Source organism: Pseudomonas sp. TE24901 (genome assembly GCF_054058375.1).
In genome coordinates, this window is the sequence record NZ_JBSSAF010000001.1 from 67,409 (window position 1) to 92,998 (window position 25,590).

Annotated in this window: 21 protein-coding genes; 10 read left to right on the forward strand and 11 right to left on the reverse strand. The window is 58.8% G+C overall.

All coding sequences use genetic code 11. The features are described from left to right. Positions 1–2: 2 nt before the first annotated feature. Genes ACVWVP_RS00315 through ACVWVP_RS00330 form a run of 4 tightly spaced genes read right to left on the reverse strand, consistent with a single transcriptional unit; the run spans position 3 to position 5,459 of the window. Positions 3–671 carry a retron system putative HNH endonuclease gene (locus tag ACVWVP_RS00315; RefSeq protein WP_457404123.1) on the reverse strand — a complete coding sequence of 223 codons (669 nt, stop codon included), beginning with the start codon at positions 669–671 and terminating at the stop codon, positions 3–5. Next, a complete protein-coding gene (locus ACVWVP_RS00320; RefSeq protein WP_457404125.1) occupies positions 668–2,044 on the reverse strand; it encodes an AAA family ATPase in 1,377 nt (458 codons plus the stop codon). Before ACVWVP_RS00320 ends, ACVWVP_RS00315 begins: the two co-directional genes overlap by 4 nt. After that, positions 2,041–3,330: a restriction endonuclease subunit S gene (locus ACVWVP_RS00325; RefSeq protein WP_457404127.1), complete on the reverse strand. Its 1,290-nt coding sequence runs from the start codon at positions 3,328–3,330 to the stop codon at positions 2,041–2,043. The genes ACVWVP_RS00320 and ACVWVP_RS00325 overlap by 4 nt, the downstream gene beginning before the upstream one ends. Continuing rightward, positions 3,327–5,459 carry a type I restriction-modification system subunit M gene (locus tag ACVWVP_RS00330; protein WP_457404129.1) on the reverse strand — a complete coding sequence of 711 codons (2,133 nt, stop codon included), beginning with the start codon at positions 5,457–5,459 and terminating at the stop codon, positions 3,327–3,329. Before ACVWVP_RS00330 ends, ACVWVP_RS00325 begins: the two co-directional genes overlap by 4 nt. Before the next feature lie 434 nt (positions 5,460–5,893). Between ACVWVP_RS00330 and ACVWVP_RS00335 the strand changes: the two genes are divergently transcribed. From ACVWVP_RS00335 to pqqE, 9 genes are all read left to right on the forward strand, one after another. Then, positions 5,894–6,340 (forward strand): Lrp/AsnC family transcriptional regulator, encoded by a 447-nt coding sequence (locus tag ACVWVP_RS00335; RefSeq protein WP_178920229.1) that lies wholly within the window; start codon positions 5,894–5,896, stop codon positions 6,338–6,340. 146 nt (positions 6,341–6,486) lie between these two features. Beyond that, positions 6,487–8,178 (forward strand): flavin monoamine oxidase family protein, encoded by a 1,692-nt coding sequence (locus tag ACVWVP_RS00340; protein WP_259172064.1) that lies wholly within the window; start codon positions 6,487–6,489, stop codon positions 8,176–8,178. A 10-nt stretch (positions 8,179–8,188) separates the two neighbouring features. Next, entirely contained in the window at positions 8,189–8,983 is a 795-nt protein-coding gene (locus ACVWVP_RS00345) for a carbon-nitrogen hydrolase family protein (RefSeq protein ID WP_178920227.1), read from the forward strand. 48 nt (positions 8,984–9,031) lie between these two features. Beyond that, complete coding sequence (gene pqqF, locus ACVWVP_RS00350; protein WP_457404486.1) at positions 9,032–11,380, forward strand: pyrroloquinoline quinone biosynthesis protein PqqF; 2,349 nt, start codon at positions 9,032–9,034, stop codon at positions 11,378–11,380. A 158-nt stretch (positions 11,381–11,538) separates the two neighbouring features. Further along, the gene (gene pqqA / locus ACVWVP_RS00355; protein ID WP_003194766.1) at positions 11,539–11,613 is read left to right on the forward strand and encodes a pyrroloquinoline quinone precursor peptide PqqA; all 75 of its coding nucleotides are present in this window, start codon (positions 11,539–11,541) and stop codon (positions 11,611–11,613) included. A 71-nt stretch (positions 11,614–11,684) separates the two neighbouring features. Further along, positions 11,685–12,596 carry a pyrroloquinoline quinone biosynthesis protein PqqB gene (gene pqqB, locus ACVWVP_RS00360; RefSeq protein ID WP_457404132.1) on the forward strand — a complete coding sequence of 304 codons (912 nt, stop codon included), beginning with the start codon at positions 11,685–11,687 and terminating at the stop codon, positions 12,594–12,596. 11 nt (positions 12,597–12,607) lie between these two features. Beyond that, complete coding sequence (gene pqqC / locus ACVWVP_RS00365; protein ID WP_176996626.1) at positions 12,608–13,360, forward strand: pyrroloquinoline-quinone synthase PqqC; 753 nt, start codon at positions 12,608–12,610, stop codon at positions 13,358–13,360. Further along, a complete protein-coding gene (pqqD, locus tag ACVWVP_RS00370; protein ID WP_178920225.1) occupies positions 13,357–13,632 on the forward strand; it encodes a pyrroloquinoline quinone biosynthesis peptide chaperone PqqD in 276 nt (91 codons plus the stop codon). Before pqqC ends, pqqD begins: the two co-directional genes overlap by 4 nt. Continuing rightward, the gene (pqqE, locus tag ACVWVP_RS00375) at positions 13,604–14,755 is read left to right on the forward strand and encodes a pyrroloquinoline quinone biosynthesis protein PqqE (RefSeq protein WP_457404135.1); all 1,152 of its coding nucleotides are present in this window, start codon (positions 13,604–13,606) and stop codon (positions 14,753–14,755) included. Before pqqD ends, pqqE begins: the two co-directional genes overlap by 29 nt. Before the next feature lie 5 nt (positions 14,756–14,760). Here pqqE and ACVWVP_RS00380 read toward each other — a convergent pair whose 3' ends face one another. Both ACVWVP_RS00380 and ACVWVP_RS00385 read right to left on the reverse strand, forming a co-directional pair. Continuing rightward, complete coding sequence (locus ACVWVP_RS00380) at positions 14,761–14,919, reverse strand: YqaE/Pmp3 family membrane protein (RefSeq protein WP_003228885.1); 159 nt, start codon at positions 14,917–14,919, stop codon at positions 14,761–14,763. A gap of 183 nt (positions 14,920–15,102) precedes the next feature. Then, positions 15,103–16,365 (reverse strand): aspartate aminotransferase family protein, encoded by a 1,263-nt coding sequence (locus tag ACVWVP_RS00385; protein WP_259172069.1) that lies wholly within the window; start codon positions 16,363–16,365, stop codon positions 15,103–15,105. Between the two features lie 209 nt (positions 16,366–16,574). Between ACVWVP_RS00385 and ACVWVP_RS00390 the strand changes: the two genes are divergently transcribed. Continuing rightward, positions 16,575–17,474: a LysR family transcriptional regulator gene (locus ACVWVP_RS00390; RefSeq protein WP_178920222.1), complete on the forward strand. Its 900-nt coding sequence runs from the start codon at positions 16,575–16,577 to the stop codon at positions 17,472–17,474. 227 nt (positions 17,475–17,701) lie between these two features. Here ACVWVP_RS00390 and ACVWVP_RS00395 read toward each other — a convergent pair whose 3' ends face one another. The 5 genes from ACVWVP_RS00395 to ACVWVP_RS00415 form a co-directional block, all read right to left on the reverse strand. After that, positions 17,702–19,480, reverse strand: coding sequence for an acyl-CoA dehydrogenase C-terminal domain-containing protein (locus tag ACVWVP_RS00395; protein WP_457404137.1), 1,779 nt, complete (start codon positions 19,478–19,480; stop codon positions 17,702–17,704). A gap of 249 nt (positions 19,481–19,729) precedes the next feature. Next, entirely contained in the window at positions 19,730–21,499 is a 1,770-nt protein-coding gene (locus ACVWVP_RS00400; protein ID WP_457404139.1) for an acyl-CoA dehydrogenase C-terminal domain-containing protein, read from the reverse strand. Positions 21,500–21,589: 90 nt separating this feature from the next. Continuing rightward, a complete protein-coding gene (locus tag ACVWVP_RS00405) occupies positions 21,590–22,879 on the reverse strand; it encodes a GGDEF domain-containing protein (RefSeq protein WP_176996633.1) in 1,290 nt (429 codons plus the stop codon). A 204-nt stretch (positions 22,880–23,083) separates the two neighbouring features. Continuing rightward, positions 23,084–24,889 (reverse strand): phenylacyl-CoA dehydrogenase, encoded by a 1,806-nt coding sequence (locus tag ACVWVP_RS00410; RefSeq protein WP_178920219.1) that lies wholly within the window; start codon positions 24,887–24,889, stop codon positions 23,084–23,086. Positions 24,890–25,229: 340 nt separating this feature from the next. Next, the gene (locus ACVWVP_RS00415; RefSeq protein WP_457404141.1) at positions 25,230–25,511 is read right to left on the reverse strand and encodes a pyrroloquinoline quinone biosynthesis protein PqqE; all 282 of its coding nucleotides are present in this window, start codon (positions 25,509–25,511) and stop codon (positions 25,230–25,232) included. Between the last annotated feature and the right edge of the window lie 79 nt (positions 25,512–25,590).

The following is a 25,590-nucleotide window of genomic DNA, read 5'->3' on the forward strand; positions in this document are numbered from 1 at the left end:
ACTTATCCTTTTGTTCTCTCTATGTATTTTGGTAACAACTGCTTGAGCACAAAGCAGAACTCCCGTAATCGGCCATTACCGTCACGGCTCTCAATATTCTCCAAGGCTATTCTCGCGTCCGCAATTGACAAGGGCCGCGCCCGAGTCCTCGGCCCGAAGCCAAAGAAACCATCAACACGCGCTTTCCTCAACAGACGAAGGGAGTCAGCATCCAAACCAAGCGCCTTGATAGTTTCTTTAGCGCATTCGTTCTCTTCTGGGTTGGGATGCACATGACCACTCCAGGCAAACCGAAAACGCCGTTCGCAGTCTTCAGATAACGGGGAAACGAATCGTTGCTCATCCCACCAATTTGCTTTGACCGGCGCACCGTATCCATGTGAGACGTCTCCGCCGTCTGCTGGGAAGCAAGCAACAACATTTCGGTACTCGACGTCCTCCCACTCAGCACATTGGCATTGTGGTTTGAGGTGCTCAACATGAGATGAGTGATTATCAATGGCCCTTCCTGTATAGGCGCATAATCCACCCTGCTCCTGGAGCAGTTTCGACTTTAGGGTGCGATGCGCTTCCGTTCCAAGTAAATCGCGATATTTCCTATTGCCTACTCGATTTTCCTCACGCCAAGAATTCAACTCCTGCGGCGGATGCGTCTTAACAATTTTTCTCATTCCAGCCTCAATAACGTGAATCTGTCCAGCAGAGCGAGAGCCTCCTGAAGATCAGGGAAATCACCAATGTCGGCTCGAAGACTTTCAGCGAGGTTCAATGCTTCTTCAAATTTGTCATCATCAATTGCCTGATAGATTGCAGAGAGTCGTTGCTCTGTCTCGTAATCGCGAGCAGGCACGCCCATGATATTTTGGAGAACCCAACTGCTATCCATACCAAAGGATTGTGAAGCGGTTGCGAGGACTATTTTCCCACTTTCGTCATGATGCAAGAGTCGTAACTTATCAGGCTTAATTTGGCCAATGACTTGAGGGGAGTGCGTGGTAATTACAAACTGACATTGCTTGAATGTTGTTTGTAACAGCCGCAATATGCGTCGCTGCCAGCTCGGATGGAGGTGTAGCTCAATCTCATCGATGAGTACTAGTCCCACTCCTTCGGCAATAGGGTTTATGCTTTCCGGATTTGCTATGGCCAGGCGACGTGTAAGATCGAACACCAGCGCCAGCAAGCCGCGCTCCCCATCGGAAAGTTGTTCCAAAAAGTAAACTTTTCCGCTTTTAAACACACTGAACCGCGGAGGACGCTCCTCATGCAGCCTAAGATCGGAGACTTCCGGTAGAAAGGTTTTAACAGCTTTTTCCAGTTGCTGGAACAAACGGACTTTTATTTCAGTCTGCGCCCCCGCTGCGATTACCCGATACCAGTTTGCAAAGTCGTTCAGAGATACTTCAAGTTGACTAAGAGACTTATCATAGGCCGTCGCGGTGTCCATCCGTTTTGTCTTGGGCAGCACAGGTGGCAACCGTGACAAAAACCGTGTGGTTGAATACAACACGGTAAGCGGTTGCTTTTGCCTCGTCTTAAAGTCGGCGATCAGATCTTCTTCTGATACTGCGTGGTCATTTGGCAGGATGCGAACAGCCGTGATACCAGACGTCTGCTTGAGCTGTGTATCAATCAGGTGAATCTCATCTTCAATTTTCTGTTCTTCCTTGGAGCCCTTTTTCGTTTCCCTGGTGGCGAACCGAAGCTCATCGCGACGTTTTTGCAGGCTTTCGGCCGCGCCGAGAGCAAGCGGCGCAGCTCGGCCGAGATCGACAATGACATCTGCAGCATCAAAGCTCAGATTTACCGCAACCGACAATCCAGATTTGTCCGATTGGATGTCCGTATCACTTAGCCCTAAAGGAGCCTCCTTAGATACCGTGAGTTTCGGCAGCGCTAAGGACATCGCACTTGATAGTGCTTTAAGTATTCCGGACTTTCCCACTCCGTTGATGCCAGCAATCACGGTGATATCGGGGGAAAAATCGAGATCGATCTGATCGAACCCTCTATAATTGGCTAGCGTGAGTCTCTCTAGTTTCATGCGCGCATCTCTCTCAAGGAGACTTGACCGTTGACGGTGGCTGTGATCAGAGCAGCACGACGCTCAGTTAATAAACGTAACGATTTGCTTAGCTCGACTTTTAACATTTCGATTCGACTGCTGGTTTTTCTAACTAGATCCTTGATTCCTTTCTGCTCTAAATCAGGAGGCATTGGAACTGGAAGCTCCTTCACGTTACTCCCCGAAATAGATGCTAAATTCGTAGATCGCTTAGCACGGCTTTCGAAGTAGCGTTTGGCTTGAAGCGTGGAGGTCCATAGCGCCAACCATTCCGAATCGACACTGTGGGGACGAACGGCAAAAACATGGTTTTGATGAAGACACGGCTTAATTTCATCGCGCCAGACACAGCCTCTCCCAAGTTTATCTATATCACCACCTTCGTTCATCAAAACGTCACCATAGGCAAGAAGGTTTGCTGATGCTTCAGAAGCTGGGACCTCAACTGTGAGCACACCTTCTAGATTTAGATGGCCATCTTGCACGTTCGCCACTCGCAAATACGGGTACTTTTCCAAATTATTTGAAGAGTATTGCTTACCCAATGTTAGGCCTCCGCGGACTTCGGCTAAATGCTTAAGTCGCTGCAGAACCCAATGCGACGGGATCTCCCCCAGCCATTCCTGACCGGAGTGTTTCATTGGGATATTGGGTTCAAGACCGCCGGTTACTAAGCGACTAATTGTGGCAACGCGCTTTTCTTCCAGTAGCACGAGCATATTTTCTTTTTCAGCAATCAGTTTGTCTATATGAGCGGTTTCACGGTCGAGATAATCGACGACTAAAAGCTGTACATCTTCAGCAGGAAAAGGTAGATGATGTTGGCGTAGAAGTTCCGGTGAAACTCGCTTAAGCCCACCAGCCCCGGTCATCGATGCCGCACCCTCCTGCTTGAAGCCCGACGATTGCAAGTAATAGAAAAGAAATCTTCCATTAACTTTTGTTGGCCTTATTACAAATAGCTCTGAGCTGCCAAACCCCTTTTGCCCAACCAAGCTTTTTGCAATAGCTATATTTCCGTTTTCGAAGCAAGGAGTGACCTTCGCAAGAAGGATATCTCCTTCCTCAAATGTGCAGTAAGAGGAAGCATATTTTGAAAATTTATCGGCGTTCTGGATAAAAAAACCATTTTTGACTTTATCCATTGGCAGAAAGGTCAAATCGTCGTCCTCCCCGAATCCACTAAAGGAGATGGAAGGGCTAAGTTCGGAAACATATCTCAGAGGAATCGTTTCCCAAGGATGATCAGGAGGAGTAGTGCTCACTCGGTCACCTCATAAAGCAAACTCATAATGCGCTGCTCAACCTCGGCCAGTTCGGCATCAATCAGCTTCAGCGGACGGGGGGCCTTGTATTGAAAGAACACTCGATTAAAGTTGATCTCATAACCCACCTTACCTATACCACTGTCCTGCTCGTCGGTACTTTCGCGGTCAATCCATGAGTCCGGTACATAAGGCTGCACTTCGCGCAAAAAGTAGCTGACTATGTCTTCTTTCAACGGAATGCTTTCAGTATCTTTTAGCGCGGGGTCAGGTTCGTATTCGATGTATTTGCCTTTGTCATCACTATAGAGACCGAGTAGCGAGTGAATCGACTGAGGAGGGAGATCGTCCGGCAACGCCTGCCCCGGGAACAGCGCCGCGCGGTCTAGTAGTGCGATCTTGTGGTGTTTAGCGAACACCGGCTCGGCCTCAGGATCCACTGCTGTGAAGCAGTCCCGGAAGATTTTCTTTTGCGCAGTGCCTTTAGCCCCCTTGGCCCAAATTTCCACGTCATCGGGCAATGCCCGGAACACCGCCTCAACCGCCCTCCATGCACGGTTCCAGTCATGCCAAGGCTCAATACCAAGCGCGTCCTCAACTGCTAACAGGGCATCAAACAGTTCAGGGCAGGTATTGAGGAAGCGCTCCCTGCTCTCAGGGGTTATCTCGAAACGCAGCCGCAACGGGCGGTTGACGGTAATACGGCGATATCCGAAGTCGATGTTGTCGAACACCTTGCTAGTGGCCGTGTCGATGTTCGCTCCGTGCTCACGGGTGATTTCATCAATAGCGGTCTGTTCAAGGTAGCGACGTTTATTTCCCAGGCTACGCCTCATTGGGGCCCAACGCTCACGGGCATCAATGAGTTGTATTTTCCCTTTTCGATGGGCCTCTTTGCGATTGGTTACCACCCATATGAAGGTACCAATGCCAGTGTTGTAAAACATCTGCTCGGGCAGAGCAATAATGGCTTCGAGCTGGTCGCGCTCGATGATCCAGCGACGAATTTCACTCTCTCCACTGCCAGCGCCACCGGTAAACAGCGGTGAGCCGTTAAAAACGACAGCGGCACGTGAGCCGGGCAGGTACTTATCACCAGGTTCGTAGGGGGCGAACTTATCGAGCATGTACAGCAGGAACAAAAGCGCACCATCATTGATACGAGGTAGCTTGCCTTTGTAGCCATGGAAATCGCCCCATCGATCAATAATTTTCTTCTCGGCCTTCCAATCAACCCCGAACGGCGGGTTAGCCAGCAAATAGTCAAAAGGAAGGTCCGCAAAGGGGTCTTCTATCAACGTATTGCCACACTCAACTCGGCTGTCTTTGTTACCTTTAATCAGCAGATCGGAGGCAGCCACCGCGAAGGAGCGAGGGTTATAATCCTGCCCGTAAACCTTAACAATCGCTTGCTCATTATGGGCACGAATCCAACTCTGAGCTTCAGCCAACATTCCTCCTGTGCCGCAGGCTGGGTCACAGACGGTGACGATCACCCCTTCTTGCGTCAGTACTTCTGTATCAGGCTCCAAAAGCAGGTTAACCATGAGCTGGATGACTTCGCGCGGAGTGAAATGATCGCCCGCCGTTTCGTTGGCTTGTTCGTTGAAGCGGCGAATCAGATCCTCGAATACCAAGCCCATGGTAATGTTATCTACCTGCCTGGGGTGCAGATCGATCTCAGTAAACTGGGCTACAACCTGGTACAAACGATTGGATTCTTCGAGCTTCTCAATCTCCTTTTCGAATTCGAAGCGCTCAAATATCTTACGGATATTTTCAGAGAAGCCGTTGATGTAATCCGTCAAGTGACGGCCGATATTATCTGGGTCACCCTTCAGCTTGTAGAAATCTAGCTTGCTGTGGTTGTGAAAACCTAGTGCTCGACCATCATCGTCCTTGGCCAAATTATTCAGAATGGCATCGATGTTGACGATTTTCTTATCAACAAGCTCCTCGTAGCGCTCCAATACCACTTCTTTGGTAGAAGCCAAGACAGCATCAAAACGCCGCAGGACGGTGAGCGGCAGCATGACTCGTTCATACTGGGGAGGGCGATAGGGCCCGCGAAGAAGGTCTGCCACCGACCAGATAAAATTGGAAAGCTGCTGAAAATTCTGGGAAGCCATTTATTATTCCTACCGCTGGGGCTATCCCAGCGATACCAGTTAGACGAGCCGGGTACTTGCTTCAGGATGATGTCCACTCGCGAGTGGCACCTTAGCAGGACATTTGATTCGGACAATGGTACACCAGCGGTACACCGCCTAGCTCTGTTGGGTTTCGCAAAATTACGCTAGAACCCAATAACCGCGCTGCTTTCAGCTTGCCTCACCTACGGTATCGTAGGTACAGTTTCGCTTGGCTAGCAGCGTAACTAGCCAACTCATAATCCTTTGGTCCACGGTTCAAGTCCGTGTGGGCCCACCAACTCCAAAGCCGCGCATTGCGCGGCTTTCGCGTTTCTGGCGCAATAGTTTCTCAGCCCACCCAGGCGAACAAAACGACGAAAGTGTCCAAAAAACGTCCACACTCTCAGCGCTAACTCACTGGAGCCCTCCCCTTGCCCATCCTCGATGAAATCGACCGCCAACTGATCGCTGCCCTGCAGATCAACGCCCGCGAAAGCGTCGCCATGCTTGCCCGGCAGTTGGGTATCGCACGCACAACGGTGACGTCGCGCCTGGCGCGGCTGGAGAAGACCCAGGTGATCACCGGATACGGCGTACGTCTCGGCCAGCGGGTGGTCGACGGCGGCTTGCAGGCGTATGTGGGCATTACCGTGCAGGCGCGTTCGGGCAAGGACGTGCTGCGCAAGCTCAGTGCCATGGCCCAGGTCCAGCAATTGTGCGCGGTGAGTGGCGAGTTCGACTATGTGGCGTGGCTGCGCACCGATTCGCCGGAACAGCTGGATCAACTGCTGGACCAGATCGGCAGTGTCGACGGTGTGGAGAAAACCACCACGTCGATCATCCTCAGTAACAAATTGGATCGTGGGCAGCCAATCTGACCATCGACTTCGTCACTCTGACTAAAAACAATTCATTACGACGACACTTTGCGTCTTATTAACGAGCGCAAGGCTCCCTAAACTGGCTGCCATCTTTTCCTATACTCAGCGGGACGTGCCCCGCCGAGTTGCCAGCCAGGTTTGCCATGAACGAACTCAACAAGAACAATCGCCACCCTGCAGACGGTAAGAAACCCATCACCATCTTCGGCCCGGATTTCCCGTTTGCCTTTGATGACTGGATCGAGCACCCGGCCGGGCTCGGCAGCATCCCCGCCGCCAACCACGGTGCCGAAGTGGCGATCGTCGGCGCGGGCATCGCAGGCCTGGTGGCCGCTTACGAGTTGATGAAGCTGGGCCTCAAGCCGGTGGTGTACGAGGCCTCGAAGATGGGCGGCCGCTTGCGCTCCCAGGCCTTCGAAGGCGCCGAAGGCATCATCGCCGAACTGGGTGGTATGCGTTTCCCAGTGTCGTCCACCGCGTTCTACCACTATGTGGACAAGCTGGGCCTGGAAACCAAACCCTTCCCCAACCCGCTGACACCCGCCTCTGGCAGCACGGTGATCGACCTCGAAGGCCAGACCCACTACGCGCAAAAACTCTCCGACCTGCCCGTGCTGTTCCAGGAAGTGGCCGACGCCTGGGCCGATGCCCTGGAAGCGGGCTCGCAGTTCGGCGATATCCAACAAGCCATCCGTGACCGCGACGTACCGCGCCTCAAGGAACTGTGGAACAAGCTGGTACCCCTGTGGGACGACCGCACCTTCTACGACTTCGTCGCCACCTCCAAGGCGTTCGCCAAGCTCTCGTTTGCGCACCGCGAAGTGTTTGGCCAGGTGGGTTTCGGCACCGGTGGCTGGGACTCGGACTTCCCCAACTCCATGCTGGAAATCTTCCGAGTGGTGATGACCAACTGCGACGACCATCAGCACCTCGTCGTCGGCGGCGTCGCGCAGGTGCCCATGGGCATCTGGCGCCATGTGCCAGAGCGCTGCGCCCACTGGCCGGCCGGCACCAGCCTGAGTTCGCTGCACCGCGGTGCGCCGCGCGCCGGGGTGAAACGCATTGCCCACGCACCGGATGGCCGTTTCGCGGTCACCGACAACTACGGCGACACCCGCGAATACGCCGCCGTGCTGACCACCTGCCAAAGCTGGCTGTTGACCACCCAGATCGAATGCGATGAAACCTTGTTCTCGCAAAAAATGTGGATGGCCCTCGACCGCACCCGCTACATGCAATCATCGAAGACCTTCGTGATGGTCGATCGCCCGTTCTGGAAAGACAAAGACCCGGAAACCGGCCGCGACCTGATGAGCATGACCCTCACCGATCGCCTCACCCGTGGCACTTACCTGTTCGACAACGGCGACGACAAGCCAGGGGTGATCTGCCTGTCGTACTCGTGGATGAGCGATGCACTGAAAATGCTGCCGCAACCCATCGACAAACGCGTGAAGCTGGCCCTGGATGCGCTGAAAAAAATCTACCCGAACGTCGACATCAAGGCGCGCATCATCGGCGACCCGATCACCGTGTCCTGGGAGGCTGACCCGCACTTCCTCGGCGCCTTCAAAGGCGCCCTGCCTGGCCACTATCGCTACAACCAGCGCATGTATGCGCACTTCATGCAGAAGGACATGCCCGCCGAACAGCGCGGGATCTTTATCGCCGGTGATGACGTCTCCTGGACACCGGCGTGGGTGGAGGGCGCGGTGCAGACCTCGCTGAACGCCGTGTGGGGCATCATGACCCACTTCGGCGGCAGCACTCACCCCGAGAACCCGGGGCCTGGGGATGTGTTCGACGAAATCGGGCCAATCGCCCTGGCCGACTGAGGAACTCAACATGCGCGTTGCCTTGTACCAATGCCCGCCGCTGCCGCTGGACGTCGCCGGCAACCTCACGCGCCTGCACCAACTGGCGCACGAGGCCTCTGGCGCCGATGTACTGGTGCTGCCGGAGATGTTTCTCAGCGGCTACAACATCGGCGCAGAAGCGGTGGGCGCCCTGGCCGAGGCGCAGGATGGGCCGTCGGCACAGGCCATTGCCGAGCTGGCCAAAAGCGCCGGGCTGGCGATTCTCTACGGTTACCCGGAGCGTGCCGAAGACGGGCAGATCTACAACGCCGTGCAACTGATCGACGCCCAGGGCCAGCGCCTGTGCAACTACCGCAAGACGCACCTATTCGGTGACCTGGACCACTCGATGTTCAGTGCCGGCGAGGATGACTTCCCGCTGGTGGAACTCAACGGCTGGAAGCTCGGTTTCCTGATCTGCTACGACCTGGAGTTTCCGGAAAACACCCGGCGCCTGGCCCTGGCTGGTGCCGAGCTGATCCTGGTGCCCACCGCCAACATGGTGCCCTTCGACTTTGTCGCCGATGTCACCGTGCGGGCGCGAGCCTTTGAAAACCAGTGTTATGTGGCCTACGCCAACTATTGTGGGCACGAAGGTGAGATCCAGTACTGCGGGCAAAGCAGCATCGCCGCGCCGAACGGCCAGCGCATCGCCCAGGCGGGACTGGATGAAGCCTTGATCGTTGGCACCCTGGAGCGCCAATCGATCCTCGATGCCCGCGCCGCTAACCACTACCTGCAAGACCGTCGCCCCGAACTCTACGGCGCGCTGCACAAACCCTGAACCAGCCGGTTTGTTAACATGGGCACTTCCAACGTTTCGGAAGTGCCCATGCCCGCGCCGGCCCACCCTCATCACCTTCACCTGACCCTGGCCAACGGCCTGCGGGTTTCCCTGCGTCATGCGCCGCGCTTGAAGCGTTGCGCTGCTGTTCTCCAGGTGGCTGCCGGCAGCCATGACGTGCCCTTAGCGTGGCCGGGGCTGGCGCATTTTCTTGAGCATCTGTTGTTTCTGGACACTGAGCGCTTTCCTGCGGGCGAAGGGCTGATGGCCTACGTGCAACGCCATGGGGGCCAGGTCAACGCCAGCACACGCGAGCGCACCACAGACTTCTTCTTTGAACTGCCAGAACCGACGTTTGCCGGTGGCCTGGACCGGCTGGCGCACATGCTGGCCCAGCCGCGCCTGGCAGTGGAAGACCAGTTGCGCGAACGCGAGGTGCTGCAGGCGGAATTTGTCGCCTGGAGCCAGGATGCCAAGGCGCAGCAGCAAGTGGCTTTGCTGCAAGGCTTGGCGGCGGACCATCCGCTGCGAGGGTTTCATGCGGGCAACCGCGACAGCCTACCGGTTGAGCGTGAGACCTTTCAGCAGGCATTGCGGGAATTCCATACCCGCTTTTATCAGAGCGGGCAGATGACCCTGAGCCTGGCCGGGCCACAGTCGCTGCAAACACTCCAAGCCCTGGCACAGCAGTTCAGCGAGCAACTGCCCTCCGGCACCCGACAACCGCAGGCCAATCCGCCCGCCCTGATGCCCGGGCCAACGCCCAGCTATCAGCACCTGGCCGGCGATCATCTGCATCAGGTTATCACCGGTGATGCGCCCCGTGAGGCCCTGGATTTTCTCTGCACCTGGCTCAACGCTTCGGCGCAGGGCGGGCTGCTGGCCGAACTGAAAACATGCCAGCTGGCCACGACAGTGCAGGCCAGCGTGCTGTATCACTTCGCGGGGCAAGCCGTGTTGGATATCGACATTACGCTCAGCCCCGACGGCGCATCACCGACCCAGATCGAGGCATTGCTGCACGACTGGCTGAGCTTTTTCGCACACAGCGATTGGACGGCCCTGCAGGAGGAGTTCACCCTGCTGGCCGCTCGTCAACAACAGGTCCAGGGCGCCCTGGCATTGGCGCGAAACAATCAGGCAGCCCTGTCACAACAGAGCCTCGCAGCCCTCAAGACCCTGCTGGACGCACTGCACCTCAAGCCCGCCACGCATGCCTGGCAACTGCCGCCACCCAACCCGTTCCTGCGGGCGCCGGTGAAAGAAGAACGTGCTGGGCTGATCCGCGGCCAGACCAGCGCCCACCGGGGCTTGCGCACCTTTGCCCAGGATCGCTCCCGTGGTCGGCGTGAGGTGTCGGCGCTGACATTCAGCCAGGCGTTGGCGGACGACGGTGATGAAGGCGCGCTGTACGTGCAATGGCAGGGTGCCCCTGCTGACCTGGAAGGTGCCTTGCAGCCCCTGCGTGAGAACGCTCGCCAGGCCGGCGTGGAATTGTCATTCGAAACGCTAGGCAATGACTGGCTGGTGAAGCTGGTTGGGCTGCACGCCCCCATGCCGGCCGTCCTGGAGGCGTTGGCGCAAAGCCTGAACCAAGCTCACGAGGCACCTTCAACCAACACGCCCATGATTGCCATCCGGGAATTACTCAAGGCGCTGCCCGCTTTTCTCACGGCCCACCCTCTGGACAGTAAGGCTTCATGGGCCACTGCTCGCTGGCAAGCCCAGGGGCTGGGGTTTCCCGCCTCGGTGGAGGCCGCACTCAAAACGGCGGCGGCGCGCTTGCCCGGCCAGCCAGCCAACCTTGAGCACTCACCTGTGACGCTGGGCGGGCTTCATTGGCATGAGGTGAAAACCGATTCCAGCGAAGCCGCACTGTTGCTGTTCTGCCCAGCACCGAGCCAAACCCTGGCCGATGAGGCCGCGTGGCGGCTGCTCGGCCACCTGCTCCAAGGACCGTTCTACCAACGCCTGCGGGTCGAACTGCAAATCGGCTACGCCGTGTTCAGCGGTATCCGACAGATCAACGGGCAAACCGGCCTGCTATTTGGCGTGCAATCCCCTGACGTAGCGCTGGAAGGCATCGTTGATCACCTGCAAACCTTCCTCCAGCAGGTGCCGGCGCTGATCGATGACAGCCCTGACCTGGGCCATCAGGCGTTGGCACAACAGTTCTCACCTCAAACGCTGCCGATTGCCCAAGCTGCCGACCTGATCTGGCAGGCACGATTGGCCGGCCATCCGTCGGGATACCTTGAAGCCCTTCAACAACAGATCCAAGCCTGCACCCGCGAAGACCTGCAACACGCCGCACGGCAACTGAACGCGGCCACAGGCGACTGGCGCTGTGTCGCCAATGGCCCGCGAACTTCAGATAGCTGGCAGGTAGCAGATTGATCATTGCCGTCTCTGCAACAGGCTTTTTCCGCCGAGACAGCGCTAACTCGACAAGAATTGGGTAACATTCCTACGCAATATCTGAACATCTCCGACTGGAGGTGGACTATATGTATTACTTGGTAGTGAACGTCCCATCCCTTGGTAGGAGTATGAATATGACCTGGTCCAAACCTGCTTACACTGATCTGCGCATCGGTTTCGAAGTCACCATGTACTTCGCCAGCCGTTAATCCGCTGGGTAATACAACGCCTCGGTTCGCCCGGGGCGTTTTTGTTTTGAGCTTTGCTTGATGGAGTTGCCATGTTTGTCCAGATTCTAGGTTCCGCCGCTGGCGGTGGTTTCCCGCAGTGGAACTGCAACTGCGTCAACTGCGCGGGTTTTCGCGACGGCAGCCTGCGGGCCCAGGCGCGCACCCAGTCGTCCATCGCAATCTCCGACGACGGTGTGAACTGGGTACTGTGCAACGCCTCACCGGATATCCGTGCGCAACTCCAGGGCTTTGCCCCGATGCAACCCGGCCGTGCCCTGCGTGACACCGGCATCAGTGCGATCATCCTGATGGACAGCCAGATCGACCACACCACCGGCCTGCTCAGCCTGCGCGAAGGCTGCCCGCACCAGGTGTGGTGCACCGACATGGTCCATGAAGACTTGAGCACCGGCTTCCCGCTGTTCACCATGCTCACCCATTGGAACGGCGGCCTTGCCTGGAACCGCATCGAGCTGGATAAAAGCTTCACCGTCCCGGCCTGCCCCAACCTGCGCTTTACCCCATTGCCACTGCGCAGCGCCGCGCCACCCTATTCGCCGCACCGTTTCGACCCGCACCCGGGCGACAACATCGGCCTGATCGTCGAAGACCTGCGCACCGGCGGCAAACTGTTCTACGCCCCGGGTCTGGGCAAGGTCGACGCACCGTTGCTGGAGATCATGGCCGCCAGCGACTGCCTGCTGGTGGACGGCACGATGTGGGACGACGACGAAATGCAACGCCGTGGCGTCGGCACCCGTACCGGTCGCGAGATGGGCCACCTGGCCCAGAACGGCCCTGGCGGCATGCTGGAGGTACTGGCGCAATTGCCGAAGCAGCGCAAAGTGCTTATCCACATCAACAACACCAACCCGATCCTCGATGAAGATTCCCCCGAGCGCGCGGAGCTGGTGCGGCGTAATGTCGAAGTGGCTTACGACGGCATGAGCATCGAACTGTAGGAGCGACCGAAATGACTGACACGCCGTTGACCACCACTGAATTCGAAGCCGCCCTGCGCGCCAAGGGCGCCTTCTACCATATCCATCACCCCTACCATGTGGCGATGTATGAAGGCCGCGCTACCCGTGAGCAGATCCAGGGCTGGGTCGCCAACCGCTTCTACTACCAGGTGAACATCCCCCTGAAAGACGCCGCGATCCTGGCCAATTGCCCGGACCGTGAGATCCGCCGCGAGTGGATCCAGCGCCTGCTCGACCACGACGGTGCCCCGGGTGAAGACGGCGGCATCGAAGCCTGGCTGCGCCTGGGCCAGGCCGTGGGCCTCGACCCGGACCAATTGCGCTCCCAGGAGCTGGTGTTGCCCGGCGTGCGGTTTGCGGTGGATGCCTACGTCAACTTCGCCCGTCGCGCCAGTTGGCAGGAGGCGGCCAGCAGCTCGCTGACCGAGCTGTTTGCGCCGCAGATCCACCAGTCGCGCCTCGATAGCTGGCCGCAGCATTACCCCTGGATCGACCCGGCCGGCTACGAGTACTTCCGCACTCGCCTGGGCCAGGCCCGTCGCGATGTGGAGCACGGCCTGGCAATCACGCTGCAGCACTACACCACCCGTGAAGGCCAGGAGCGCATGCTGGAAATCCTGCAGTTCAAACTGGACATTTTGTGGAGCATGCTCGATGCCATGAGCATGGCCTATGAACTCAAGCGCCCTCCGTATCACAGCGTGACCGACGCGCGGGTGTGGCATAAAGGGATCACCCTATGAGCTTTGATCGCAGCAAGACACCCGCATGGCGCCCTGGCTATCGCTTCCAGTACGAACCGGCGCAAAAAGGCCATGTGCTGCTCTACCCCGAGGGCATGATCAAGCTCAACGACAGCGCCGCATTGATCGGTGGCTTGATCGATGGCGAGCGCGATGTGGCCGCGATTATCGCCGAGCTGGATCAGCAGTTTCCCGGCGTGCCTGAACTCGGTGAAGACATCGAGCAATTCATGGAGGTCGCCCGTGCTGAGCACTGGATCACCCTTACCTGAAAAACCGGCCATCGGCCTGCCGCTGTGGTTGCTCGCCGAGCTGACCTACCGCTGCCCGTTGCAGTGCCCTTATTGCTCCAACCCGCTGGATTTTGCCGAGCAGGGCAAGGAGCTGAGCACCGAGCAGTGGATCAAGGTATTTCGTGAGGCGCGGGAAATGGGCGCGGCGCAACTGGGGTTCTCTGGCGGCGAACCGCTGGTGCGCCAGGACCTGGCCGAGTTGATTGGCGAGGCGCGCAAACTGGGGTTCTACACCAACCTGATCACTTCCGGCATCGGCTTGACCGAACAGAAGATCAGCGACTTCAAGAAAGCCGGCCTGGACCATATCCAAATCAGCTTCCAAGCCAGCGACGAACAGGTGAACAACCTGCTGGCCGGCTCTAAAAAAGCCTTCGCACAAAAGCTGGAAATGGCCCGCGCGGTGAAGGCCCATGGCTACCCGATGGTGCTCAACTTCGTGACCCATCGGCACAACATCGACAAGATCGACCGCATCATCGAGCTGTGCATCGCTCTGGAGGCGGACTTTGTCGAGCTTGCCACCTGCCAGTTCTACGGCTGGGCCCAGCTCAATCGCGTGGGGCTGTTGCCGACCCAGGAACAGTTGGTGCGCGCCGAACGCATCACCAACGAATACCGGGCCAAACTGGAAGCCGAAGGCCACCCGTGCAAGCTGATCTTCGTGACGCCGGACTACTACGAAGAGCGCCCGAAAGCCTGCATGAATGGCTGGGGCAGCATCTTTCTGACAGTCACACCCGACGGCACTGCCCTGCCGTGCCATGGTGCCCGACAGATGCCGGTGCAATTTCCCAACGTGCGTGACCACAGCATGCAGCACATCTGGTACGACTCGTTCGGCTTCAATCGCTTTCGCGGCTACGACTGGATGCCCGAGCCGTGCCGCTCATGCGACGAAAAGGAAAAGGACTTTGGCGGCTGCCGTTGCCAGGCGTTCATGCTCACGGGCGATGCGAGCAATGCCGACCCGGTGTGCAGCAAGTCCGAGCAGCACGGCATCATCCTTCAAGCGCGGGAAGACGCCGAGCACGCCACCCAGACCATCGAGCAACTGGCCTTTCGCAATGAACGCAACTCACGGCTTATCGCAAAAGGCTGACGGCCTCAGCGTTTGGCGATGATGTACACCGCGTGCACGATGCCCGGGATGTAACCGCACAAGGTCAGCAGAATATTCAGCCAGAACGCGCCGCCGAAGCCTACTTGCAGGAACACACCCAGTGGTGGCAACAGAATGGCGATGATGATTCGAATGAAATCCATGGGGTCAGCTCCAAAAAATCGGCTCGTGTGAGCCGTTAAGCTAATCGACCTTGCCGGTGTGTGAGGGTTCAGTGAAATCTGGCGTTGGGCCATCTATGCCTGCGCAGACAAAAAAACGCCCCCAGCCAAAAGAATCAGGCCGGAGGCGCCGCGTATACCGCGAGACGGTTCAGGAAATCAGGTTTAAACAGCAATACCCTTGCGGCATTGCAGTTGTGCGGTGCGCACGCGGGAGAAGGCGCGCGCCAGGCGCAGGAGCATTTCGTCGATGTTGCTTTTGCTCACGGTCAGCGCTGGGGTGAAGCGCAGGCAGTTGGGTTGCGGGGCATTGAGGATCAGGCCTTCATGCAGTGCAGCTTTTACCACTGCATCCGCGGAATCATCCGATAAGGTCAGGCCCCACATCAGCCCATGACCGCGCAATTGGCCGTGGTCGTAGCGGTAGGCCAGGCGAGCAAGCCCTTCGCCCAGGTACAGGCCGGACTCACGCACGTGTTCAAGAAAGCCGTGTTCCAACACGGCATCAAGTATCGCCCCACCCGCCGAGGCCATCAGCGCATTGCCATGATGGGTGCCTTCCAATTCGCCCACCTCGAAACAGCAGGCTTTGCCACGTGCCAGCAGGGCTGCCAACGGAACGCCGCCACCCAAGCCTTTGCCGAGCGTGACAATGTCGGCACGCACACCGTACTGCTGCTCGGCGAGCAGCGTGCCGCAGCGCCCCATGCCGGTTTGCACTTCGTCGAGGATCAGCAGGATCCCCAATTCCCGGCACAGGCGTTCAACGCCCTTGAGGTAGTGTTCGGTCGCGGGAATCACGCCGGCTTCGCCCTGGATCGGTTCGAGCAGGATAGCGACGGTGTGCGCATCGACTGCCGCGTGCAGGGCCGGCAGGTCGTTGAAGGGCACATGGCTGAACCCCGGCAATTGCGGCTCAAAGCGGTTTTGCGGGCCGCCCGCCGATGCCGACATCGCCGCAAAGCTGCGCCCATGGTTGCCGGCGCTGGCGCTGATGATTCGATAGGCACCGTTGCGATGCAATTGCCCCCACTTGCGCGCCAGCTTGATCGCGGCTTCAACGGCCTCGGAGCCACTGTTGAGCAAGTAGGCCTGGTCGCTGCCCGTGCGGTGGCACAGGCGTTCAGCGAGGTTGAGTTGGGCGCGGTTGTGCAGGCCATTGCCTGGGTTGATCAAGGACTGGGCTTGATCGGCCAGCGCCCTGATCAAGGCTTGCGGGCTGTGGCCGAGGCTGTTGGCGCCGTTGCCCTGGCTGAAATCCAGGTAGGCACGCTCGTCACTGTCCCACAGCCAAGAGCCCTGGCCGCGCACGAAGACTTGAGGTGGGCGTGCCACGGTCGGCATCAGGAACTCACTGGAAGGATTGTTGCTGGAAGCCTCCAGGACCAAATCGTCCAGGCTCGGCGCGGGGCGACGGAACAGATTCATAGCTCACCTGTAATAGCAACGGGACCTTGGTCGGTGCGCCCCGTAATCACGGGTGTGAGATTTATTGCCTTGCCTATGTAAACGCCATCAACAAAAACGCTGTTCATTGTCCGATCCGGCCCTGTAAGCCCTGCGAATAGGCGCTAGACTAGGCGCCCAAGGGGCCAGCGGCCATTTCGATTTTCCAGCTTTTTCGATAAGTAAGTCTTATGGATTTCAAGCAACTGCGTTATTTCGTCGCGGTGTATGAGGAAGGCCACGTCGGCCGTGCTGCCGAGCGCCTGTCGATCTCCCAGCCAGCCCTGTCGCAACAGATTCGCCAGCTGGAACAGAACCTCGATGTGAGTCTGTTCGAGCGCAGCAGCAAACGCCTGCTGCCCACCCTCGCTGCGCACACCTTGTATAACCACGCGCTGCCGTTGATCGACGGCATGCAACACGCCGTCGAAGCCCTGCGCAACTTCAAGGGCCAGGCGATGCGCACCCTGGCCATCGGCGTGCTGCAAACCGTGCACACCAGCCTGGTGCCGCAAATGCTCGAACGGGTGCGCAAGGCCCAGCCGCACCTGGTGGTGCAGATCTATGAATTGACGGGGTTGGAGATTGAGCGGCGTTTGCTCAACGGCTCGCTGGATATCGGCATCAGCTACCTGCCACCGCGCCAGCCTGGGCTGCATGGCGTGCTGCTGTACGAAGATGAGTTGAAGGTGGTCATCCCCGAGGACCATCCCCTGCGGGAATTCAAGAAGGTCTCGCTGAAACAGGCGGCCGAATTGCCGATGTTGTTGTTGGGGGAAGAGTTCCAGGTCCGGCAGATCTGGCAGGGCCAGCTGTCCAACCTCGGGCGGCGCCCGCAGGTGCAGGCAGAGCTCAATACCATGGTGGGGATTCTCGACAGCCTGCCCCATACCCAACTTGCCACCGTGTTACCGGGGCGCTCACAGGATGAGCACAACAGCCAATTGCTGCTGTGGAAGCCGTTGAGTGAACCGAGGGTGCCGCTGAAAGTGGGCCTGGTGTGCCGCGACGTGCAGCGCCAGCAAGCGACGGTGGCGTTGCTGCGCACCTTGCTGGAAGACGTGATGAATGCCCCGCAGGCGCCTGCCTGAACTTTTTCGCAGGCAAAAGAAAACCCCGCCGAAGCGGGGCTTTGCAGACTGTTTCCCTGACATCCATTTCACTCCGCCGTCCTGGCAGAATCCTACGTGTCCGTGTTGTTGCTTTGCGCTTCCTGCGCGACGTCCATGTGAAGTAGATTATCGATGGATCCAATTTGGCGATAGAGGACGAATAGCAGCACGTCACGTAAGAGAATGCTTACACGCCCTCCCGCCCCTTAAAACAGTGCCTCATCCAGCAGGAACAGTGATTCACTGCCGGCTTTTACCGATGCACTCAGCGAGTGAATCCGCGGCAACAGGCGCGCAAAGTAGAACCGCGCAGTGCCCAGCTTGCTGGCGTAGAAGTCTTCCTCAGCCTCTTTGCCCCACGCGGCCTTGGCCATGCGCGCCCACATGTAGGCGTACGCCATGTAGCCAAAGGCGTGCAGGTATTCCACCGAAGCCGCACCGATTTCATTCGGGTTGGTCTTGGCGCGATCCAGCACCCAGGCGGTCAATTCGTCGAGGTTATCCACCGCCGCGCTGAGCGGACGGGTGAACTCACCCAGCTCGGCGCCTGCTGAGGCAATGAACTGGCGAATCTCGTCGGCAAACAACGCATAGAACGCCCCACCGCTGCCGACGATCTTGCGCCCCATCAAGTCCAGCGCCTGAATGCCGTTGGTGCCTTCGTAGATCTGAGTGATGCGCACATCACGCACCAGCTGTTCCTGGCCCCATTCGCGGATGTAACCGTGGCCGCCGAATACCTGCTGGCCCATCACGGTGGTTTCCAGGCCGAGGTCGCTGAGGAAGGCCTTGGCGACTGGGGTCAACAACGCCACCAGATTGTCTGCCCGCTCGCGGGCGGCGGCATCCTCACTGAACTTGGCGATGTCCAGCTGCGTCGCCACGTAAGTCGAAAACGCGCGTCCGCCCTCGTTCGCCGCCTTCATGGTCAACAGCATGCGACGCACGTCGGGGTGCACGATGATCGGGTCGGCGACTTTGTCTTTGGCCTGGGCGCCCAACGGGGAGCGGCTCTGCAGACGGTCGCGCGCGTACTCAATGGCGTTCTGGTAAGAACGCTCACCGGACGCCAAGCCCTGGATACCCACGCCCAGACGCTCGTAGTTCATCATGGTGAACATCGCCGCGAGGCCACGGTTGGGCTCGCCCACCAAGTAACCCACCGCACCGTCAAAGTTCATCACGCAGGTGGCGGACGCCTGGATGCCCATCTTGTGCTCGATGGAACCACAGCTCACCAGGTTGCGCGCGCCCAGGCTGCCGTCGGCATTGACCATGAATTTGGGCACCAGGAACAACGAAATACCCTTGGGGCCAGCCGGTGCGTCCAGCAACTTGGCCAGCACCAGGTGGATGATGTTTTCGGTGAGGTCGTGCTCGCCACCGGTGATAAAGATCTTGGTGCCGCTGATGGTGTAGGAACCGTCCGCCTGGGGCTCGGCCTTGGTGCGGATAATCCCCAGGTCGGTGCCGGCATGGGCTTCGGTCAAGCACATGGAACCGGCCCACTCGCCGGAGTACATCTTCGGCAGGTACGCGGCCTTGAGTTCTTCACTGGCGTGGGTGTTGATCGACACGCACGCGCCGGAGGTCAGCATCGGGTACAACCCGAAGGCCAGGCTCGACGAGTTGATCATCTCTTCCACCTGGGCCGACACCGCCTTGGGCATGCCCATGCCGCCGAACACAGGGTCACCGCCGACACCGACCCAACCGCCTTCTGCGTAGGTTTTATAGGCCTGTGGATAACCGTCCGGGGTAAAGACCGCCGTGTCTTCCCAGCGGCAGCCTTGTTCATCGCCAGCGCGGCTGATCGGGGCGATGGATTTGGCCGTGACCTTGCCGGCTTCTTCGAGGATGGCTTCAACCGTTTCGGCGTCGACGGTGTCTGCCAATGCCGGCAATTGGGCCCAAGTCTTGGCGACCTCAAAGACTTCATTGAGGACGAAGCGCATATCACGCAGCGGCGCTTTGTAATCAGCCATGGCAAACCTCGTGAGAACGTGAAAAGTAATTCGGTAAGAGTCGGTTTTACAGGGTCAGAGTGTACCCGAACAACTTTTCAGACACATAGGGTCCTTTTGTGACCAATCAGTATTTGCAAGTCACGCTTGCAGCAAATGTGGGAGCGGGCTTGCTCGCGAATGCGCTTTGTCAGTCACCCGATTTGTTGGCTGATCCGCCGCATTCGCGAGCAAGCCCGCTCCCACAGTTAAACGACGCGGTGCCAGCGCCTAAAGGGCAAACAACTGAGCAGGTAAGCTCATCAGGCATTCGCTGCCCGCCTCCACAGCTGCGCGATGGGTTGCCGTACGCGGCAGCAGGCGCTTGAAGTAGAAGTCGCAGGTGGCAAGCTTGGCTTCGGCGAACTCACTGTCATCGTGTGCCTGAGTCGCAATCGCCATGCGCAACCACAGATAGGCCAGGATGATGTAACCGCTGTACATCAGGTAATCCGCAGCCGCAGCTCCTACTTCGTCGGGGTTCTTCATGGCTGCCATGCCGACCTGGGTGGTCAGTTCGCCCCACTCCCCGTTCAACTGATTGAGCTGCGCCACATACCCCTTGAGCTGCGGATGCTCGGCATTCGCCGCGCAGAACTTATGCACGATTTTGGTAAACCCGCGCAGCAACTTACCCTGGCTACCCAGCACCTTGCGCCCCAGCAGGTCGAGGGCCTGGATGCCGTTGGTGCCCTCATAAATCGGTGCGATACGCGCATCGCGTGCCAGCTGCTCCATGCCCCATTCGCGGATGTAACCGTGGCCGCCGAAGATCTGCATGCCGTGATTGGTCACTTCCAGGCCGGTGTCGGTCATAAAGGCCTTGCAGATCGGTGTGAGGAACGCCAGCAGGTCTTCGGCCTCCTGACGCTGGCCCGCGTCAGGGCTCAGGTGCGCGGTGTCGAGCAACTGCGCGGTGAAGTAGGTCAGCGCCCGGTTGCCTTCGTTGAAGGCCTTCATGGTCAGCAGCATGCGCCGTACGTCGGGGTGCACGATGATCGGGTCGGCGGCTTTTTCCGGGGCCTTGGCGCCGGTCAGCGAGCGCATCTGCAGACGGTCGTTGGCGTACTTGATCGCACCCTGGAAACTCGCCTCACCGTTGCACAGCCCCTGCATGCCGGTGCCCAGGCGCGCGTGGTTCATCATGGTGAACATGCAGTTGAGACCTTTGTTCGGCTCACCGATCAAAAAGCCCTTGGCCCCGTCGAAATTCAGCACGCAGGTGGCCGAGGCCTTGATACCCATCTTGTGCTCGATGGAGCCGCAGTGCACCGCATTGCGCTCACCGGAATCGGCATGGAACTTGGGCACGATAAACAGCGAGATGCCCTTGGTACCCGCCGGCGCATCCGGCAGCTTGGCCAGCACCAGGTGGATGATATTGGCGCTCATGTCGTGCTCGCCGGCCGAGATGAAGATCTTGCTGCCGGTGACCGCATAGCTGCCGTCCGCCTGGGGCACGGCGCGGGTCTTGATCAGGCCCAGGTCGGTGCCGCAATGGGCTTCGGTGAGGCACATGGTGCCGGTCCACTCCCCGGCCGTCAGTTTGGTCAAGAAGGTGTCTTTTTGTTCGGCAGTGCCATGGGCGTGGATCGCCGACATCGCGCCGTGGGTCAGCCCCGGGTACATGCCCCATGAGGTGTTGCTGGAACCGATCATCTCGCTCAGCACCAGGCCCAGTGACTGCGGCAAGCCCTGGCCCCCGTAGGCCGGATCGGCCGCCACGCCATGCCAGCCGCCTTCCACGTACTGGGCGAAAGCTTCCTTGAACCCCTTGGGCGTGGTGACCACGCCATTGTCGAAATGGCAGCCCTCTTCATCACCGCTGCGGTTGAGCGGTGCGAGGACGTTCTCACAGAATTTCGCGCCTTCTTCGAGGATCGCGCTGACCATGTCAGGGCTGGCGTCGGTGGCGCCCAGGGCCGCGTAGTGGCCGTGGAAATCAAACACGTGGTCGATCAGAAAGCGCATGTCGCGCAGGGGAGCTTTGTACTCAGGCATGGCAATGTCTCCGGCAGCAGATGGTTTCAACCTACTGCTGGCCACCGCCGTGAACAATGACTGTAGCGCTGCTGAATACAGCGCCATCACTCAACCGGCAGCACCTTCCGTGCGCACCGCGCCGCGCCGGGTTTGCCCGGAGGCGACCACGCAGTTACGCCCGGCGCCCTTGGCCGCGTACAGCGCCTGGTCGGCGGATTTGAGCACTTCTTCAGGGGTGCGCTGCTCGGCCTGGCGTTCGGCCACGCCGATGCTGATGGTCACCGAGACACTCGATGCACCGCTGCCCGCACGGCGCTGGCGGCCCTGATGATCGTCCTGTGGGCGGTCCGAGTTGCGCAGCTTGATGTCGTAGTCAGCGATGATCTCGCGGATTTCCTCCAGATGCGGCATGCACTCGTCCAGGGTCTTGCCGGCAAACACCACGGCAAACTCTTCCCCGCCATACCGGTACGCCCGCCCGCCACCGTTGACCTTGGACAGCTTGCTCGCCACCAGGCGCAGCACCTGGTCGCCCACGTCGTGGCCATGGGTGTCGTTGAAGCGCTTGAAGTGGTCGACGTCGCTCATCGCCAGCACATAGTTGCGCCCCAGGCGTTGCATGCGCTCGTTGAGTGCACGCCGGCCCGGCAGGCCGGTCAGTTCATCGCGAAAGGCCATCTGGTAGGCCTCGTGGGCTACACCCGCCGCAATCATCAGCATTACCTGGCTGCACATGATGTTCAGGGTGAACGGCAGGATGAAGGTTTGCGGCAACATCCAGAACATCCCCAGCAACCCGACCATTTGCGCCGCATGCAACGGGCGTGGCTGATACCAATACTGCGCTGCCAGGGTCAGGAAGCCGATCAGGAACATCGGGTACGACAGCTGGATCAAGCTCATCCAACTGCCATGCAGCGCCGGCCAGCGGATCTCTGCCAACCAGGCCAGCAGCGCCTGTGGGTAACTCTGCTCCAGCGCCAGCGCCACGCTGCCGACGGCAAACAGCACGGCGCAGCGAGCGACAAAATCGCGGAACAGGTGGGTCTTTTCCTGCCACAGCGCGTAGATGCTGAACAACAGCGGCAACAGCAGGCAACACAGGTGGAACACCACGGCCGCGTCTTCGCGCACGCGGCCGTTGTCACGGTAGAAGTCGGTCTGGGTATCGAGCAGGAAGTAGGCGATGTACACCGTGATCATCAGGAACAGTTCACGCTGGCGCCGATACACCGCGCAGTACGAACCGCCGAGCAACAGCACCAGGGTCGGCAGCACGTTGAACAGCGAGGTGAAGAAGACGTTGAGGTCCTTGACGTACGCAGCCGAGAGCCCGGCCAGCAACAGCAGTAACGAAGGTAGAAAATGACTGAAACGTACAGCGGACACGCGTGACAAGGGTAAAACTCCGACCCGCAAAAAATGATGGCACTGTGCCTTTATGCCGACAGTTAAGCACAACCTGGCACGCATGTATCACATTGCCATCACTGTAACGGCAGCCGAGCAGAATCCCTGAGCGCTGTACTGTGGTTTTTTCTCACCCATAAAAAAACCGCCGCACCCAAGGGGCGCGGCGGCTTCACGAGAACTCGGTAAGGCTTAGTAAGCCAGGCCGAAGTCTTCTTCTTTCATGTCCATCAGGTTGTTGGCGCCCGACAGCATGGTGGCCACGTGGGTACGGGTACGTGGCAGGATGCGCTGGAAGTAGAAGCGCGCGGTCTGCAGCTTGGCGGTGTAGAACGCTTCTTCGGTGGTGCCGGCAGCCAGTTTCTCGGCCGCCAGGCGCGCCATGTCGGCCCAGAAGTACGCCAGGCACGCGTAGCCGGAGTACATCAGGTAGTCCACCGAGGCGGCACCCACTTCTTCACGGTCTTTCATCGCGGCCATACCGACCTTCATGGTCAACTCGCCCCACTCTTTGTTCAGTGCCGCCAGCGGTGCGACGAACTCTTTGACGGCTTCGTTGCCTTCGTTGGCCTGGCAGAACTTGTGCACGATCTTGGTGAAGCCCTTGAGCGCTTCGCCCTGGGTCATCAGCACTTTACGGCCCAGCAGGTCGAGAGCCTGGATGCCGGTAGTGCCTTCGTACAGCATCGAAATGCGGCTGTCGCGAACGTTCTGCTCCATGCCCCACTCGGCGATGAAGCCGTGGCCACCGTAGATCTGCACGCCGTGGTTGGCCGACTCGAAGCCGACTTCGGTCATGAAAGCCTTGGCGATCGGGGTCATGAACGCCAGCAGGCCGTCGGCCTGTTTCTTGGCTTCGTCGTCGGTGCCGTATTTGACGATGTCCACTTGCTTGGCGGTGAAGTACACCATCGCACGGTTGCCTTCGGCGAAGGCTTTCATGGTCAGCAGCATGCGGCGCACGTCAGGGTGCACGATGATCGGGTCAGCGGCTTTGTCCGGCGCTTTCGGGCCAGTCAGGGAGCGCATTTGCAGGCGATCACGCGCGTATTTCAGGCCGCCCTGGAAGCCGATCTCGGCGTGGGACAGGCCTTGCAGTGCGGTGCCCAAGCGAGCGGTGTTCATAAAGGTGAACATGCAGTTCAGGCCTTTGTTTGCCGGGCCGATCAGGAAACCGGTGGCCGCGTCGAAGTTCATCACGCAGGTGGCGTTGCCGTGGATGCCCATCTTGTGTTCCAGCGAACCACAGCTCACCGCGTTGCGCTCGCCAATCGAACCGTCGGCGTTCGGCAGGAATTTGGGCACGATGAACAGCGAGATGCCTTTGGTGCCGGCCGGTGCGTCCGGCAGGCGGGCCAGCACGATGTGGACGATGTTGTCGGCCATGTCGTGCTCACCGGCCGAGATGAAGATCTTGGTGCCGGAGACTTTGTAGGAACCGTCGGCTTGAGGCTCGGCCTTGGTGCGCAGCATGCCCAGGTCGGTGCCGCAGTGTGGCTCGGTCAGGCACATGGTGCCGGTCCATTCGCCCGACACCAGTTTGGTCAGGTAGGCCTCTTGCTGCTCGGGGGTGCCGTGCTCGGAAATCGTGTTCATCGCACCATGGGACAGGCCCGGGTACATGCCCCACGACCAGTTGGCGGCGCCCACCATTTCGCTCACGGCCAGGCCCAGGGATTCCGGCAGGCCTTGGCCGCCATGCTCCACGTCGTGGGCCAGGCTTGGCCAGCCACCTTCGACGAATTGTTTGTAGGCTTCTTTGAAACCAGTAGGGGTCTTAACGCCTGACTCACTCCAGGTACAGCCTTCGATGTCACCCACGCGGTTCAACGGGGCCAGCACTTGCTCACAGAACTTGGCGCCTTCTTCAAGGATGGCGTCAACCATGTCCGGGGTAGCGTCCTGGCAAGCCGGCAGGCTCTGATAGTGCGCTTCATAGCCAAGCAGTTCGTCACGAACGAAGCGAATATCACGCAAGGGGGCCTTGTAGTCAGGCATAGCGATAAACCTCTGCTGATGAATCTGGAATGAACAACCGCGTGGATTTGTTATGGCGGTCAAACAGGTGTTTGAAACATACGTTTACGACCTGGGGATGTCAAGCGTCGTCCGGACGCCGTTTGTCATGACATGAATCAAACGCGCACGCGCCGACGTCTGCGACGGGTTGCCACAGGGCTTTCCAAAGAGAATAGAAGTTCAGGGGAATGGCGCAGAACAAATGTGGGAGCTGGCTTGCCTGCGATACAGACGGCGCGAAGTATCAGGAAAATCGAGTAGAAGCTATCGCAGGCAAGCCAGCTCCCACAGAAGAGCCGGCATGTCTGAAGAGAGGGGATTAAACGTAGGTATCGATCAAGGTGCCGAGCATTTCATCCGACGCCTTGGCGACTTTGGCGCCCAGCTCCACTTGAAACTTACCTTGGGCCAGTTCGACCATGTTGCTCGCCGAGTTGGTGGGCTGAGCACGATCGTTGGCTTGCAGACGGTCACTTTGCGCGTCCGAGGGCTGGGTCGTTGCGGCGCTGGCAATTTTGCCGGCAGCCTGATCGACACGGTTCTGCCCGGTCTGAATGCTGCTCAGTCCCGAATAAAACGCGCTGCTTCCAGAGATTTCCATGGCGTAAGCCTGCCTTTAGAGAATCGTGAACCTGAATTGAAGCAGAGATCCTGGCAAAACACCCGTCAAAAACACTAAT